The organism is Bacillus sp. ILBB4, from assembly GCF_035064545.1.
Classification (GTDB): domain Bacteria; phylum Bacillota; class Bacilli; order Bacillales; family Bacillaceae_H; genus Priestia.
This window is the reverse complement of sequence record NZ_JAIQVD010000004.1, coordinates 217,986-234,672: the sequence shown is the minus strand read 5'-3', so window position 1 is coordinate 234,672 and position 16,687 is coordinate 217,986. Positions and strand designations below refer to the sequence as shown.

At 37.1% G+C, this 16,687-nt stretch carries 13 protein-coding genes and 2 other annotated features; of the genes, 11 read left to right on the top strand and 2 right to left on the bottom strand.

Annotated features, from left to right (window positions below; all coding sequences use genetic code 11):
* The first annotated feature begins 15 nt into the window (after positions 1 to 15).
* The 7 genes from LAV82_RS18285 to thrS all read left to right on the top strand — a co-directional run bounded on the left by LAV82_RS18285 (position 16) and on the right by thrS (position 9,180).
* Positions 16 to 576 carry a hypothetical protein gene (locus tag LAV82_RS18285; RefSeq protein WP_028408503.1) on the top strand — a complete coding sequence of 187 codons (561 nt, stop codon included), beginning with the start codon at positions 16 to 18 and terminating at the stop codon, positions 574 to 576.
* A 32-nt stretch (positions 577 to 608) separates the two neighbouring features.
* Complete coding sequence (locus tag LAV82_RS18280) at positions 609 to 1,547, top strand: DMT family transporter (RefSeq protein ID WP_499716668.1); 939 nt, start codon at positions 609 to 611, stop codon at positions 1,545 to 1,547.
* Positions 1,548 to 1,574: 27 nt separating this feature from the next.
* Positions 1,575 to 2,810, top strand: coding sequence for a DUF6421 family protein (locus LAV82_RS18275; RefSeq protein WP_097812478.1), 1,236 nt, complete (start codon positions 1,575 to 1,577; stop codon positions 2,808 to 2,810).
* A gap of 15 nt (positions 2,811 to 2,825) precedes the next feature.
* The gene (locus LAV82_RS18270) at positions 2,826 to 4,127 is read left to right on the top strand and encodes a valine--pyruvate transaminase (protein WP_499716667.1); all 1,302 of its coding nucleotides are present in this window, start codon (positions 2,826 to 2,828) and stop codon (positions 4,125 to 4,127) included.
* Positions 4,128 to 4,319: 192 nt separating this feature from the next.
* A complete protein-coding gene (locus tag LAV82_RS18265; protein WP_211079336.1) occupies positions 4,320 to 4,778 on the top strand; it encodes a cell wall hydrolase in 459 nt (152 codons plus the stop codon).
* A 506-nt stretch (positions 4,779 to 5,284) separates the two neighbouring features.
* Positions 5,285 to 7,027 (top strand): sulfatase family protein, encoded by a 1,743-nt coding sequence (locus LAV82_RS18260; protein ID WP_499716666.1) that lies wholly within the window; start codon positions 5,285 to 5,287, stop codon positions 7,025 to 7,027.
* A gap of 389 nt (positions 7,028 to 7,416) precedes the next feature.
* Positions 7,417 to 7,642: a binding site (T-box leader), on the top strand.
* A gap of 38 nt (positions 7,643 to 7,680) precedes the next feature.
* Positions 7,681 to 7,909 (top strand) — a binding site (T-box leader).
* Positions 7,910 to 7,962: 53 nt separating this feature from the next.
* Positions 7,963 to 9,180 carry a threonine--tRNA ligase gene (thrS, locus tag LAV82_RS18255; RefSeq protein ID WP_499716665.1) on the top strand — a complete coding sequence of 406 codons (1,218 nt, stop codon included), beginning with the start codon at positions 7,963 to 7,965 and terminating at the stop codon, positions 9,178 to 9,180.
* Positions 9,181 to 9,352: 172 nt separating this feature from the next.
* On the opposite strand, the gene LAV82_RS18250 is transcribed toward thrS, so the two are convergent.
* The gene (locus tag LAV82_RS18250) at positions 9,353 to 9,556 is read right to left on the bottom strand and encodes a hypothetical protein (RefSeq protein WP_229754606.1); all 204 of its coding nucleotides are present in this window, start codon (positions 9,554 to 9,556) and stop codon (positions 9,353 to 9,355) included.
* Positions 9,557 to 9,944: 388 nt separating this feature from the next.
* Between LAV82_RS18250 and LAV82_RS18245 the strand changes: the two genes are divergently transcribed.
* Positions 9,945 to 11,345: an amino acid permease gene (locus LAV82_RS18245; RefSeq protein ID WP_013057094.1), complete on the top strand. Its 1,401-nt coding sequence runs from the start codon at positions 9,945 to 9,947 to the stop codon at positions 11,343 to 11,345.
* 66 nt (positions 11,346 to 11,411) lie between these two features.
* Here LAV82_RS18245 and LAV82_RS18240 read toward each other — a convergent pair whose 3' ends face one another.
* Entirely contained in the window at positions 11,412 to 12,620 is a 1,209-nt protein-coding gene (locus tag LAV82_RS18240; RefSeq protein ID WP_499716664.1) for an MFS transporter, read from the bottom strand.
* A 255-nt stretch (positions 12,621 to 12,875) separates the two neighbouring features.
* On the opposite strand from LAV82_RS18240, the gene LAV82_RS18235 reads away from it, so the two are divergent.
* The 3 genes from LAV82_RS18235 to LAV82_RS18225 all read left to right on the top strand — a co-directional run bounded on the left by LAV82_RS18235 (position 12,876) and on the right by LAV82_RS18225 (position 16,432).
* The gene (locus tag LAV82_RS18235; protein ID WP_013057096.1) at positions 12,876 to 13,337 is read left to right on the top strand and encodes a MarR family winged helix-turn-helix transcriptional regulator; all 462 of its coding nucleotides are present in this window, start codon (positions 12,876 to 12,878) and stop codon (positions 13,335 to 13,337) included.
* Positions 13,334 to 16,003 carry an MMPL family transporter gene (locus LAV82_RS18230; protein WP_499716663.1) on the top strand — a complete coding sequence of 890 codons (2,670 nt, stop codon included), beginning with the start codon at positions 13,334 to 13,336 and terminating at the stop codon, positions 16,001 to 16,003. Before LAV82_RS18235 ends, LAV82_RS18230 begins: the two co-directional genes overlap by 4 nt.
* Before the next feature lie 264 nt (positions 16,004 to 16,267).
* On the top strand, positions 16,268 to 16,432 hold the full coding sequence (locus tag LAV82_RS18225) for a hypothetical protein (RefSeq protein WP_013057098.1): 165 nt from the start codon (positions 16,268 to 16,270) through the stop codon (positions 16,430 to 16,432).
* Positions 16,433 to 16,687: the final 255 nt, after the last annotated feature.

The window sequence follows — 16,687 nt, the reverse complement described above, 5'->3', positions numbered from 1 at the left end:
GGGGTATCAAAGGCTATGATAGTTGCAGAGTCGTCTAGTAAGAAAAATAAGCAGCTTCAAAAAATTAGCATTATCCATACCTTAGGGCCTGAAGGAACAAATTGTGAAAAAGCAGGCTATCTGTGGTTCGAACGCCAAAGCATACAAGGTCAGGTCTTTTTGCATCAAACGTTGGAAGAAGCTTTAGTTCATGTGAAAGAAACAGAGAGTTCTGCTCTTCTAGGCTGCGCGGTATATCCTTACTTACATGATATTGTGTTCAAAAACTTAACTAGTTTAGAGCTAGTAGATAGCTTTATTATGCCAACGTATAACATGGTGCTTGCCTCAAAAGAAGAGGTGATAACAAACAATAACCTGTTAATTGCTTCACATCCTGCCCCTGTTGATTTAGCTCATTCCATCAGTCCTAATGTTCAGTTAGTAAATAGTAATGCTCAAGCGGCGATTGATTGCTTAGAAGGAAAGGTAGACGCATGTATTACAACGAGTAAAGCCGCTAACGAGCAGGGGTTAACAGTTGTAAAAGATTTTGGAGAAGTGCCGATGTGTTTTACGCTCCACGGAAGAAAATAGGCTTAACTTTAAAAAAGAAATAAGGTGAAACAGTGATTTCTAAATTAACCCGTATTCATGTACATCTTTTGTTTTGTCTATTAGCCGTCATCGGGGGAACGACATGGGCTTTTCAAAAGACTGGATTAAAGGATAGCTTGCCTCTATGGTCAGCAGGTATGAGGTTTTTAATTGCTAGTTTAATAATTGCCCTCTACCTCTTACTCACAAAAAAAATGGCCATTTCAAAAGAAGTAGTAATTATTTCAGCATTAAACGGAATTTTGTACTTTGCTCTACCGTTTGGTTCTGTTTATTGGGCATCCGTCTATTTGCCAAGCGGGCTTGTTTCCGTTTTAGCTGCCAGCATTTCAGTGTTTGCCCTTTTATTTAATCGCTTATTTAAAGGAACACCAGCTACAAAAGGACAAAAGATAGGTGTAGTCATGTGCTTAATTGGTATGAGCGTTGTATTTGGAAATCAGCTGTTTATACAGGGGAATGTGATTCAAATAGTAGCCATGATTGTCATTTTAATGGCTATGCTAGGTTCTGCTTTTATAACTGTTCAAGTTCAATCTCGCATAAAATCCTTGCCTATTATGACCTTTAATTCTTTTTCGATGCTAAGTGGAGGCGCTTTTTTACTGATTGTTAGTTTGTTTGTAGAAAATGGAAACCGCACTTTCTCGGGTATTAGTCTTATCTCATTATTATATTTGGCCATTATAGGGTCGGTCTTGGGGTTTTCTATTAATATTTATTTATTAAAAAAATGGCATATATCAAAAGCAACGGCGCATTTATTTATTTCACCGGTTATCGCCTTATATGTAGGGTTTGTCTTTTTAGGTGAAACATTAAACAAACAGGTCTATATAGGTACAGCATTTGTAATAGCAGGGGTTATATTTATTAACTTGAAAAAGCAAGTAGAGAAAAACACAAATAACTCTACTCTTACATCATCTAAAAATATTTCTGCTAAGTAGCTGTTCTAAAAAAGGAGGGTTTTAATCATGTTAACAAAAAATCATACCCAAAGTTTAGTGGAGTTATTAAATGATAAAATAGTACCTGCTCTATATGAGATAAGAAAATATCAGGGCCCAAATGGAGAGGTCAAAAGAAATTACGAAAAAGCTAGAGAACTCTTATTAAAAGTAGTTGCTGAAACTGAAACAATATATAACTCTTTAAATTTACCTGTAGTGTGGAATGCATTAAAAAATGACGTATGTGATTGGATTGAAAGAGGACTCGATCAAGCTCCTTATTTTGATCAAACGTTAATTGCTTATAGCCCGCCTGCAAACGGGGAGGCGACGTTCTTTTTAGGACCGATTGTAACGCCTAATGGCCCTACAAAAAGAGGGTTTTATTTAGAAGCCTTTATCGCCGTTCGTGATGAACCTGAAATCATGAAATCCATTGAAGCAGACCTTCCTCATCCTAAAAATGGATGTGAATCTTTAAAGCTGTTAGCTGGTACTCAAGGATTTATGGAAGGGAAGTGTATTGTATTTTTCCCTGAGAATGTAAAGACAAAAGAAAAGGTAACAAGTCAAAACTTCGCGATATTTTTCTTTAATAAATTTCACAGCATATACAATCAGGATACATTAAAAAGAGCGTATTCTATCTTTCCTGATTTTAACTTTAAATCTCATACTATGAATAGAGAAGACACTTATCAGGCAAGGGTGATTTGGGGATATCTGCATGATTATTACCATCACTGCGGAAATAAACCTTTTGACCAACATATACAGGCGAAAATGAATTTTTTTGCAGGCATACTAGAAGAAGTTAAAGTAGATTGCCAGACGGTGCTGACTCTTCATAAAAGAAAATATCCTTTTTGGGAAGAGATAACGGAATTTGTTCTCTTTGAACGACTTTTAAGATACCCTAGTCAGCATAATGCACCCCGAAACTTTGATTCTGGAACAGGATTTTTTCTTTTTAGCTGGTTAGTTGCAAATGGGCGTTCAATATCCCGAAAAGGAGACCATGCTTATTTAGATTTAGACATATGCTTAAAAGAACTGGATCTTTTAGTAAAAGAAATTGAAGAACTTGAAACGATTCAAAGTGACCTTGACTATAAAGAAGAAGCTGAACATTATGTTCGAAAATACTTATTACCTAGTGAGAACGATGATAAATTTATTATCCCGGACAATTACTTTATTAATCAGCAAAATAAAAAGATTGAAGTTCCATACTTACTATTCGATGACCATAATCTTTAAGGAGAAGGTGCACTAGTGACTGCTTTGCATTTAAGTAAAATAGGAAACAAAATGACTAATAAAGTAGGCGTTCGCGCTATTATGCATGATATCCAAGAAGTGCTCAATTCCAATCTTAATCAATATGTGAATTTAAGTGCTGGCAACCCCGCCATTCTCCCTCAAGTTTATGAAATGTGGGAAGAAGCTTTAAAGGATATTGTGAACGACAAACAATTAAAAAATTTGATTAGCCAATATGGTTCTAGTTACGGTACGCATGAATTAATTGATTGCATAAGAGAATATTTCTTTACGAATTATCGTATTAAACTGGACAGAGAACAAGTCTTGATCACTTCGGGAAGTCAAAATCTCTTTTTTTTAGCTTTAAATTCGTTTTGCGGTACAAGTAAAGAAGGAAGAGTAAAAAAAGCATTAATACCTATGCTGCCAGATTACGCTGGGTATAGTGGAGTCGCGCTTGAGGAAGGTGTAATAGAAGGAATTCCTCCTATCCTCTCAAAGCTTGATCATCATACGTTTCGTTATGAATTTAACAAACAAGCATTTAAAGATAAAATAGCTCAGGACCCAGACGTCGGAGCTGTTGTATTATCAAGACCTAATAACCCAAGCGGCAACATTCTTTCTGAAGAATCCGTACAGCTTATATCCCAAGTGTGCAAGGACTATCACATTCCATTGCTAATTGATTCAGCTTACGCACCGCCTTTTCCTGCTATTAATTTTATTGAAATGGATCCAATCATACATGATAATATCATTCACTGCATGAGTCTTTCTAAAGCCGGATTGCCTGGAGAGAGAATAGGAATTGCTATAGGAAAAAGTGACTTCATAAAAGTAATGGAAGCATTTCAATCAAATATTTTGATTCACTCTTCTAGGTTAGGTCAGCGAATGGTGGTTAGCACCTTAAAAAGCGGGCAGTTAGCCGGAATTTCAGCTACCCATATAAGAACTCATTATAAACAAAAACATGACTATTTAAAAAATCTTTTAACTATACGTATGCCGGATGATATTCCTTGGTATTTGCACAAAGCGGAAGGTTCGTTATTTGGTTGGCTTTGGTTAGAAGGTTTGCCTTTCAGTGATACCGATCTATACAATAAATTAAAAGCAGAAAACTTGATTGTAGTGCCAGGCGGGTCATTCTTTCACGGTAGCCAATCTTCTTCTCACAACCGGGAGTGCATTCGCATAAGTCTTACTGCTGCAGATGAGGAGTTAAAGAAAGGAATTGATATTCTTTCTTCAGTAGTTAAGGAAATATACAGTTCAAACTTTATATTTCAAACAGAAAAAATATAATTTCTTTAAGATTTAGAAGTGCAACTAATACGTAATCATAAAAGGTCCAGTTTTATAAGCTAAAGATTGTTTGAAGAAGACAATAACATCCAATTTCTTTTGGAACTGGATAATTTTTTGTAATGAAAGACTCCTATATTTCTGCTAGCATATGAACCACGTCAAGAAATAGCAAGGAGGCTTTTTATTTTTATGATAAAGAAACTAGTGATTGCTATAGCAATGCTTATCCCAAGTTTTGGTGCAGGTTACTCAGCATTTGCTGCAGAACCCGCTCATGAACAGCACATTCAAGTAAATAAAAATGATAAAGAATTATTAGCTCGTCTTGTATCAGCTGAAGCCAAAGGAGAGCCTTATGCAGGCAAAGTAGCCGTGGCGACAGTTGTATTAAACAGAGTCGACAGCAGCAAATTCCCGGACACTGTAAAAGGCGTTATTTATCAAAAAGGTCAGTATAGTCCGGTCAGCAACGGTCAAATTAATAAACCTGCAGACACAGATTCAAAAAAAGCTGTAGAAGAAGCAATTAACTTTCAAGGTCAAGGAAAAGGTTCATTATTCTTCTTTAATCCTGATAAAACGGGAGATCAATGGCTGCGCCAAAAACAAGAAACAATTAAAATAGGCCATCATGTATTTGCAAAATGATGAAAAAGCTAATGGCTAGCTGCGCGCTGCTATTAGCTTTTTTAGTTATGTACATAAAATAAACAGTAGAACAACCTTTAAAATTAGAATTTTATGGTAAAATATAAGAAGTCATTCATACTTAAAAATATGAGGTGATAACGTGAAAGAGAATATGATGTTTGCTTGGATAGCTTCATGGTTAGCTCTTGCTGGTCAGCTCGTTTTTTTTATGGGAGTAGCGCTTTTTACAGGGATTGGCGCTACATGATGTGGAGTTTTATGATAAGTATAATTGTAGGTATACCTAGTATCATTGGCACCTATAAACGAAATCAGCAGCTAAAAGCTTACAAAAAATAAGGAATATCGTATTGAAACGAGCTATGAAAGACTTAGAGAAATCCTCCAAGTCTTTTTTTGTTTGAGTATAAAAAGCCATGAACCGTACTCCGTTCTTCTAAAAAAAGTGCTTTTTACATAGTTTATCAATACAGAAAATTTGATAAACACGCGGAGGAGTAAACATGCAGAAGCAGCCTAATTTTTTGTTGATTATCGTGGACGAGGAGCGATTTCCACCCTTATATGAAAGTAAAGAACTAAAAAAGTGGAGAAAAAAACATTTAAAAGCACATGAATTTTTAAAACAGCATGGAATGGAGTTTACTCGTCACTACGTCGGTTCTACAGCCTGTTCACCAAGTCGAGCTACATTGTTTACAGGACAATACCCTTCCTTCCATGGAGTTACGCAAACGCAAGGTATCGCAAAGAAGTCACAAGATCCTGATATGTTTTGGCTGCAGCCTAATACCGTCCCAACGATGGGAGATTATTTTAAGAAGGCTGGGTATCAAACCTTTTATAAAGGAAAATGGCATATTTCTGATGAGAACATCTTAATTCCAGGAACACATAACGTTTTTTCTAGCTACCAGATGCAAACAGGAATACCGGATCTAGAGAAAGAGTGCCTCTATCAACAGGCTAATAAGCTTGAAAAGTTTGGGTTTTCAGGGTGGATTGGTCCAGAACCGGAAGGGAGAAACCCGCACAATTCTGGTTCATCCGCGGCCGTTGGAGTGAGCGGACGAGACGAAATATATGCAGAGGAAATCATAGAGCTTATTCAACGATTAGAACATCAAGCGCCTGCGCAGCCTTGGCTTATGGTAGCTTCATTTGTGAACCCGCATGACATTGCGCTGTTCGGAGCGATTACCAAACACCTTCCTATGTTTCAGTTTTCTATTGATGAGACGATTCCAAACATCGATCCGCCAGCTACCATTAGAGAACCTTTACAAACAAAGCCTAGCGCTCAAAGCAGCTATAAATACATCTATCCAAAAGCGCTGCAGCCAACTCCAAATTCTAGCTTCTACCGGCGCTTGTATTATCAGCTGCAAAAAAATGTTGATAAACAAATTTTAAAAGTTCTTCGGACCATGGAACAATCTTCGTTCTATGAAAATACAATTATTATTTTTACCTCTGATCATGGTGATTTGCTTGGAGCTCACGGGGGACTACACCAAAAATGGTACAACATGTATGAAGAATCTATTCACGTTCCGCTTCTCATTCACAACAAATGTTTATTTCCCAATTATCAACGTACAGACCTGATGACTAGTCACGTTGACTTGATCCCGACAATGCTTAGTTTAGCTAATATCGATGCTTCGGCTGTTCAAAAGCAATTACAAAAAAGTCATACGGAAGTACATCCATTTGTTGGGCGAGACCTGTCAGGTATACTTCGAAGAGAGTCGTCTCTTGAGCAAGAGCAAACACCGATTTTCTTCATGACGGATGATGACCCGACAAAAGGACTTCACCAAACAAATTTTTTAGGAGAAAGCTACCCGTCAGTTGTTCAGCCTAATCACATTCAAGCAGTCATTGTCGAGTTTTCGTCAGCGGCAGGAAAGGAAATTTGGAAATACGCTCGCTATTATGATAATCTGCAATTTTGGTCAGCAGCTGACGAAAAAGATAAAGTCAACCACCGGGAGCAATATGAAGGTTACCCTGTAAGTCTTACCACCCTCAAAACAACACGTGTTCCCGATCAAATTGAAATGTACAATTTGACCAAGGATCCGTTAGAAACAGTAAATCTGGCTCACCCGTATTTTTCGACAAATGAAACAAGGAAAATTCAGCGGCAGCTTGATGTTATTCTTAAAGAACAAATCAGTACAAAACGGATTTTTCCGCAAAGTGGAAGCATGCATGATGAGCTTCCGTCTAAAGATAGATAAAAAATAGTTTCTACGGATTTAAGTTAACTATTTGCGTGAGCAGAAAAAGGTATATTTAATATTTTAGTATATAAATAAAAAACGGATGATGCTTGGGCTATGTTGCTTGTTCTGATTTGGGATAGTATTGGATTTAACTTCGTTAATACCGCTTAGATAAAACAAAGAAGGACTTATGATATCTTTCTTTTGCGCTTTATTGCTGTGAAAATAAGAATGGAAGGTAGTTGTTAATAGTATAATAAAAAACTTTTTAAGTCAGTGTATTCTTAAGTAACTTTTCAATAATTCAAGCATAAAGTAATTCTATACCATTAAAAAATAAAAAATTACTTCTTGACTTCTGTTAAATTTATACACTATAATCGCTTTTAACAACTAATAAACAGTATTTGGCAATGAAAAGGACACGAATTAGATGCTGTTTTCTTCGCAGAGAATAGGGCCACTGGCTGAGAGCCCTTAAGAAAACATCTAATTTACCACCTTAGAGCTATTGCAGGGAACGTGCATAACTGAAACTGCAATCGGTAAAACCGTTATCTTTTTAAGCGTAAAATACGTATGGGTATTTTACGGAATTAGGGTGGTACCACGGCCGCATTCGTCCCTTCACTAGGGATGAGTGCGGTTTTTTATGTAGAAAAAAGAATATACAAGCAATGAAAAGGACATGAATCATTTTTGAATTTTCTTTACAGAGAGTAGGGTCACTGGCTGAGAACCCTTAGAAAACGAGATGAATTTACCACCTTGGAGCTGCGGCGGGGAATGTGTATACACTGAAACCGCAACCGGTAAAACCGTTATCTTTTTAAGCGTAAAATACGTATGGGTATTTTACGGAATTAGGGTGGTACCACGGCCGCATTCGTCCCTTTACTAGGAATGAGTGCGGTTTTTTTGTTGAATAAAAACATATTGGAGGAATGAACATGTCAAAACAAATGGAAGCAGAAAAGCGAAATCATCAAAAATTAGGTCAAGAACTGGAGCTGTTTATGTCAATGGAAGAAGCTCCTGGTATGCCATTTTTCTTACCTAACGGAATGATTATTCGAAACGAGTTAGAGAACTACTGGAAACAAAAGCATTATAAAGCAGGCTATCAAGAAATAAAAACACCCATCATGATGAAACAGGAACTCTGGGAACAATCAGGGCACTGGGAGCACTATCATGAGAATATGTATTTTTCAAATGTTGACGAACATAACTATGCGATTAAACCGATGAATTGTCCGGGAGCCATTTTATTGTTTAACAGCAAGCGAAGAAGCTACCGAGAACTTCCGATTCGATACGCAGAGCTTGGATTAGTTCACCGTCACGAGCTTTCTGGGTCTTTAAACGGATTGCTAAGAGTCCGTTCATTCACACAGGACGACGCTCATTTATTCGTAGAACTCAGTCAGATCGAAGCTGAGATTAGCCGCATTCTAGCGTTTATCCATGACTTTTACTCACATTTTGGCTTCGATTACAAAGTGGAGCTATCCACACGACCTGAAAAATTCATGGGAAATATTGAAACATGGAACCAAGCAGAAAAGTCGCTTCAATCTGTGTTAAGTGAAAAAGGCTTAGACTATCAGGTGAATGAAGGAGACGGAGCTTTTTATGGGCCGAAAATCGATTTTCATATTTTAGATTCATTAGGTCGCAGCTGGCAGTGCGGAACAGTTCAGCTTGATTTCTTAATGCCAGAGAAGTTTGACTGTATGTATATTGGAGAAGACAATAAACCTCATCGTCCCGTAATGATTCACCGCGCTATATACGGTTCCGTTGAACGATTTATGGCCATCTTGATTGAACATTACGAAGGTCAATTTCCTCTTTGGTTAGCTCCTGTTCAACTCAAACTATTGCCTATTGCACCGCCGCATGTGGAATATGCATATAAAGTGAAACACGAGCTGGAGTTAAAAGGGTATCGTGTTGAAGTAGACGATCGCATTGAAAAAATAGGGCTGAAAATTCGAGAAGCAGAAATGCAGAAAGTTCCTTATATGGCCGTGATAGGAGATAAAGAAGTGGAAAATGAATCGCTTGCTATGCGAAAGCACGGGAAGAAAAATATAGGAACAGTAAGTGTGGAAGAGGCAGCTGTACACTTGAATAAAGAAAAGAATTCAAACAGAGTTTATTGAAGCTATTTACCTTACTAAATAGAAAAATCCGATTTTTTTAAGTCGTATAGTGATTCCCTTCATCTTGTCTTACACCAAAATGAAGGGAATATTGAACTAGAAGGGTATAAGATAATATATATCAGCAGTATAACTTTTGCCTTAGACAAACGCCGGTATTTTATAAAAAAATTTATCTTATTCCATTCGAATCGTTTGTACGGGATGAAGCTGAAGCCTCATCTGATGGTTTGTTCATGTTCTGCTGATCTCGCTTTTTTTTAGAAGGAGAGTAAAAAAGAAATTTAAACATAAAGTACACTCCTAATGCTAGTAAAATACAGCCAATAAGTAAGTTAAGCATCTCTCTCCGCCCTTCATACACTTCAGTTTTCATCATTATAACACCCGGTAAGATAAAACATTCATTGTTCTGTAAATAATCTCTAGGTCAGGAATTTATATCTGAAGATAGTTAGTAAAAAAGTTATCTAAAAACACATAAAATAATTTTTTAGAATATTATTTTTATTCAAACTTATTATACATAAGCACAATGATAATCTCTTTATTTAGTTTATAAATCCAAAATAGAGCAATATTAAGAAATCGCTTACAAAAACTCTTGAAATATATATAATGATATTAGTATACTAATAGACAAGTTAGTAATTATTTCTATATAATTACTTCTGTATCTGAAGTAAAAACGCGCAGCCAAATAGGGAAAACGTCATTTTCAAGTTTTTTTAAGGGATGAGTGGCAACAGAGAGGAGAGAGTGCAATGGGAAAACTATTTAAAAAGAAGTCAATCGAGCAATTATTAGAACAAAGTCAAAACAAATCTCTAGTCAAAACATTAGGAGCATTCGATTTGACTCTTCTTGGTATTGGAGCCGTAATAGGAACAGGGGTTTTAGTATTAACAGGCTTAGTAGCTGCTAACGATGCTGGACCAGCCGTTATTTTTTCTTTTATATTGGCTTCTATTGTATGCGGTTTTGCAGCGCTGTGCTATGCGGAATTTGCTTCAACTATACCTGTATCTGGGAGTGTTTACACCTATACATATGCAACCATCGGCGAAGTGGTAGCACACTTAATGGGCTGGACGTTGCTTTCTGTCTATTTGTTAACAATGTCAGCAGTAGCAAATGGATGGTCTTCTTATTTTAACAACTTTTTAGAAGGCTTCGGTTTTTCACTGCCAAAAGAATTGATTACGATCCCTGCAAATGGAGGTCTAGTGAACCTTCCTGCTATTTGTATTACACTTCTTATTACATGGCTGCTTTCAAGAGGAACAAAAGAAAGTAAAAAAGTGAATAACTTTATGGTGCTGGTTAAATTATTTATTATCCTTCTCTTTATTATTGTAGGAGCTTTTTATGTAAAACCGTCTAATTGGACTCCTTTTATGCCTTATGGAATTGAAGGTGTTGTGACAGGGGGCGCGGCCGTATTTTTTGCTTTCTTAGGTTTTGATGCCTTATCTACATCAGCAGAAGAAGTAAAGAATCCGCAGCGCAATTTGCCCATTGGAATTATTAGTTCACTTGTGATCTGCACGATTATTTATGTAGCAGTATGCCTTGTTATGACCGGAGTTGTTTCGTACAAAGAACTGAATGTCCCAGAAGCAATGGCCTATGTTCTCCATTCAGTAGGACAAAATGCAGTGGCAGGAGTTATTGCTGCAGGAGCTGTCATTGGAATCATGGCTGTTATTTTCGCCTACATTTATGCAGCAACACGCATTTTATTCTCCATGAGCCGCGACGGCTTGCTGCCAAAAGCATTTGCTAAAACAAATGAGAAAACAGGAGTTCCGACTCTTTCTACTTGGCTAGTAGGGATTATCGGAGCGTTAATTTCAGGGTTTATTGATCTAAAAGAACTTGCGAATTTAGCAAATATCGGAGCTCTTTTAACTTTCGGCATGGTGGGCGTCAGCATTATCATCTTACGTAAAACGCACCCAACTTTAAAACGTGGATTTACAATGCCGTTTGTACCTGTTTTACCAATTTTATCTGTATTATCTTGTTTATTTTTAATGATTAATCTTCCTAAAACAACATGGCTGTATTTTAGCATATGGATTGTGCTTGGTATATTTGTATATGTCGGTTATTCTCGTAAACACAGTCGATTAACAAGTAAAGAAATGAAAAAAGCGAGTTAAAAATAAAAAAAGAGCCTTTCAGCAAAGAAAGGCTCTTTTTTTATTTTTTGTTCGGTTGTTAGAGAATTAGGACGATTGTTCACTATGTTTTTTGCGTGTTTCCACAATAAAAAGACAAGTGCTGATAACAAAAGCCGTTCCTACAAAAATGGCGCCGACCCAAGGAAGTGAAGTAAGTCCCATATGATTAATAATCACGCCCCCGAAAAAGGCGCCAAAAGCATTTCCTAAGTTAGCAAACGAGTGATTCGAAGTAGAAGCTAAAGCAGGTGCTTCCTGTGCTAAGTTCATAATTTTTACTTGAATACCAGGCATTACAGCAAATGCTGCTGCTCCCCAGAAAAAAAGCGTGATAATTGCTGCTGTTGGGCTTTTAACGGTAAACGTAAAAATAGTCAGCACAATACAAAGAAAAGCAAATATACCTACAACCGAAGGCATTAACTTCCAGTCTGCAAGCTTGCCTCCAACAACGTTTCCGAGCGTAACGCCGCATCCATATAATACAAGTATCCACGTAACGCTATGTTCACTTACTCCTGTAACATCTTCAAGAAGCGGTGTAATGTACGTAAAAACAGTAAATAAACTGCCGCATCCTATTGCGCTTAAAAGAAGCATCACAAGAAGTTTTGGTTGAGTAAAAGCAGCAAACTGCTGTTTTAGACCCGTTAATTTGTCTTGACCAAGCTTTGGAATAAACAGAATAATACCAATAAATGCAATAATCCCCATGATCGTAATAGCCCCGAATGAAGCTCTCCAGCCTAAGTGTTGCCCAATAAATGTTCCCACAGGAACCCCGATGATATTTGCAATGGTTAAACCTGCCATCATCGTTGCGACAGCACTTGCACGTTTATGAGGTTGTACGAGTCGTGAAGCAATAACAGCGCCTACTCCAAAGAAAGTACCGTGACATAATGCCGTAACTAAACGAGCTGCCATTAAAATTCCATAGCTGGGTGCAATAATAGCAATTGCATTTCCGAGAATAAATAAAAGCATAAGTAAACAAAGCAGAAGCTTTTGAGGAAGTCGATGAGTAAAAATGGTTAAAATTGGCGCGCCGATTGCTACTCCTAAAGCATAGCTTGTAATTAGCTGGCCAGCAGTCGAAATGCTAACATGAAGGTCTTCCGCAACGTTAGGCAGTATCCCCATAATAACAAATTCCGTCATTCCAATAGCAAAAGCTCCAAGAGTCAACGAGATGAGAGCAATTGGAAAGGAATCTTTCTTACTGACCTGCTCATTAGCATGCATTGTATTCATGTGTGATCACCCTTTCTGTGTATAAAATTTATATCTCCTTGAAAAGAAGTCAATTACTAATAATACTTAAGTGATGGAGCTTTGACAACCAAAAAAGATGATGTAAGCGGTATCTTTTGGGATTTCTATTTATCTTTATCATATATGAAGACAGTCGGACATAAATTTATTGACAGAATAAAGTTTAGTCCTATAAACTATTTTTAAAGTTGAATAGTTTATACCTATAAACTAAATGAATAAAGGAGAGAAACAGTGACAAAAAGCAAATTATATCAAGCTGTAGAACTTTTTGAAGAAGTGCTGTTTGTAGGAACAGAAGTAATTCATAGAGAGATCAGCCATAACCTCTTTGAACATGTCTCTAGGCAGCAGTTTGATTTGTTAAATAGTTTAATGATTAAAGGTCCGTCTTCACCTGGCAGTCTTGCAGTCTTGCAAGGTGTTCATAAAAGTGCCATTTCGAATCGAATCAAAAAACTGCTCGAAAAAGGGCTTGTGGAGTGGGACGCTAATGAACTAGAGAGCGATAAACGTTCTAAGCTTATTAAGATTACGGCTGAAGGCGAAAAGGTAATAAATGACGGAAATGCCGCGTGTTTTAGTATCATTGAGAATTTGTTTGATGATGTAGAAGAAGAAAAAATAGATACATTTATTGAAATTCTTACAATGGCAAAAGAAAAGTTAACTACAAAAGGGGAAAGCAAAGAATGAAATTTATTGTGAAATTTAAATGGGTGATTGCGGCCTTCATTTTAGCTTTAACAGTTATATTGATGCTAACGGCACCAAATTTAACAAAGCTCGCAAGTGAAAAAGGACAGTCTCAGCTTCCCGACGATGCCGTTTCATCTAGAGCCAGCCAAATTCTAAAAAATGCCGGAGAAGACAGTAATACCATCAGCATGGTTATCAAGTTAGATAACGCATTAGATAAAGATAGTGAGAAACAAATACAGAAAATCATTGATAAGACAGAGAAAATTAAAGGTGTAAAAGATGTCACAACGCCTTTAACAGATGATAAAGATGTTCGTAATCAATTAATGTCTAAAGACAAAAAAACCGTTTTAGTTCCGGTTACTGTCAGTGGATCGGATGAAAAAGTTGAAAAAATAGCGAATCAGATTTATGATAACGTGCCAAAAGACATTACGGCATATGTAACAGGTGCATCTCTTATTAATCAGGATTTTGCACACAGTTCAGAAGAAGGGTTAAAGAAAACCGAGTTTATTACTATCTTTTTGATTTTAGGTTTGCTTTTACTCGTTTTCCGTTCAGTAGTGACGCCGTTTATTCCTATTTTAATTGTGGGAATCACATACTTAATCAGTCAATCGTTACTAGGGATTTTAGTTAAAAATGTCGATTTTCCAATTTCAACGTTCACGCAAACGTTCTTAGTAGCTATTTTGTTTGGAATTGGTACGGATTACTGCATTCTTTTACTTAATCGTTTCCGTGAAGAATTGGCAAACGGACATGATAAAGTAGAAGCCACGATCACGGCTTATCGGACAGCAGGAAGAACGCTATTTATCAGCGGAATTGCCGTATTTATTGGTTTTGCAGCCATCGGATTTGCCAAGTTTGCCATTTTCCAGTCCGCTGTCGGGGTAGCAGTGGGCGTAGGTGTACTGCTAGTCATTTTATTTACTCTGCTTCCACTTTTTATGGTTACACTTGGAGAAAAATTATTTTGGCCGTCTAAAAAAGTGGCTTCTCATAGCGATAATAAGCTGTGGGGCTTTTTAGGAAAAAAGGCAGTGGCGCGACCGTTCGTGTTTTTAGTCATTACAGCCATTATTACCGTGCCTTTTATTGTAACGTACGACTCAAAAGTATCGTTTGACTCTACTGCTGAAATAAGCAGTGATTATAAATCTATAAAAGGACTAAATGCTATCAGTGATGCACTGGGAGAAGGAAAAGCGTTTCCTGTCAATGTTATTATTAAAGGAGATAAAGAGTTAACAAAGGCGGATGTTATTCCTTATTTAGGAAATATCAGCAAAGCAATTGAAAAAGTGGATCACGTGGATTCTGTTATGACTATCACACAGCCTACCGGAGAAAAGATTGATGATTTATATGTTAATTCACAGCTAGGCTCTGTATCAGACGGAATCAAAGATGCTGTTAAAGGAATCGGAGATGTACAAAAAGGATTAAGTGATGTTGAAAAAGGGCTAAATCAAATAGCTGACCAAACGGGTTCTGCTTCTAAAGAGAAATCTGGCGGGTCGCTTGCACCTGCTGCAGACGGATTAGCTCAAATTAATCAACAGCTGCAGCTTGTCAGCACACAGCTCTCTACAACAGGAAATGTGCAGCAAGCGGTCCCGCAGCTTGTTGCAATCAGTAAACAGATTACTTCCATTCAAACAGGTCTCCAACAAGCAAATGAGAATCTTTCAGCTCAGCAAGGTCAAGTTGGAACGCTATCAGACAGTATCAATCAGTTAGCAAAAGGAGTTAAAAGTGCGAATGACGGACTGACGAAGATCTCAGATGGCTTAACAAAAGCAACAGATATGCTTGATAACATGAGTGACAGCTCAACAGTTAGAGATACGGGTATTTATCTTCCAGCAGAAGTGATGAAAGATAAAGGGTTTAAACAATCCATCGATAACTATTCTTTTGCAGATGGAAAAGGAGTTAAGCTCAGTGTAGTGCTCGATCAAAATCCATATTCTGAAGAAGCCATTTCAACCGTAAAAAATATTGAAAAAGCGGTGGCAAGCGAAGTTGTTGATACGCCGTTTGAGCATACAGAAATTGTGTACGGAGGGGTATCGAGCTCAAATGCGGATTTAAAAGATTTATCTACAACGGATCTTTCACGCACAATGGTTATTATGATGATTGGATTGTTTATTGTGCTGACCATTTTATTCCGTTCAATGATAATGCCTGTATACATGATTGCTTCACTGCTGCTTACGTATTATACAGCAATGGGAATCTCAGAGCTTCTATTCGTGGATATAATGGGGAATGACGGAATCAGCTGGGCCGTGCCATTCTTTAGTTTTGTTATTTTAGTTGCCCTTGGAATTGACTATTCTATTTTCTTGTTAGACCGTTTTAACGAAGAAGTAAAAAGCGGCGTAGCAGTAGGGATGGTTACGTCTATGAGTAAGATGGGGTCGGTTATTATCACTGCTGCTATTATCTTAGCCGGAACGTTTGGGGCTATGATGCCATCGGGTGTATTAACACTTGTTCATGTAGCAACGGTTGTTATTATTGGTCTTTTACTTTATGGCCTTGTCATTCTTCCGCTTCTTATGCCAGCGATTGTCGTAACGCTTGGAGAAGGAAACTGGTGGCCGTTTATTCGAAAAAAAGAAAAATACAAAGTAGAAGAATAACTTTTATATGCTAGCTGTATCAAAAATCAGATACTTGTTAGGAAATAGTGATAAACGCCTGTATAGCGTTAAACATTATATAGGATAAAAATGAAGGATAGATGAGCGTCATAAGAATGCTCTATCTATCCTTTTTGTATTATTGGAAAACGTGAGTATAGTTTAAAAGCACAATCAAGCAGGTGCTTTTATAAATACACCTAGTCGAATAAAAGACCTCCCATCAGGAAAACCTATAGTCAAAAACATGAGGGAGGTTCTTTTATGAAATTTGTAAATTTCTTCGCTAATCAGCGAGACAAACGACGAGAACAAATGCGCGAAGCAGGAACATGTCCAGATTGCTTAGGGAAACGATTCCACCATATTGGACTTTATTTTGTACATGTTTATGAGTGTCCGAGCTGTCAAGGCAAAGAAGATATGTAATAAAATCTTCAGAAGTAAGGCAAAGGCAGTCTCTATGCAGATTATGATCTGAAACCTTCTTATTTTAGAGAAGGTTTTTATTTTTTTGAAGGTGAACGGTTGCTTGTATGTTTTGTGTTAGCAACCTTTACATATTTATTTTCTGTCTAACTAGATTCGATTAGTATAGTTATTAAGTTACTTTAATGTCTCAAGTTAGCAATTTAAATAAAAAGGAGGAAAGGATGAAGGGAAAAGAGACTCGTAGCTTGCAAT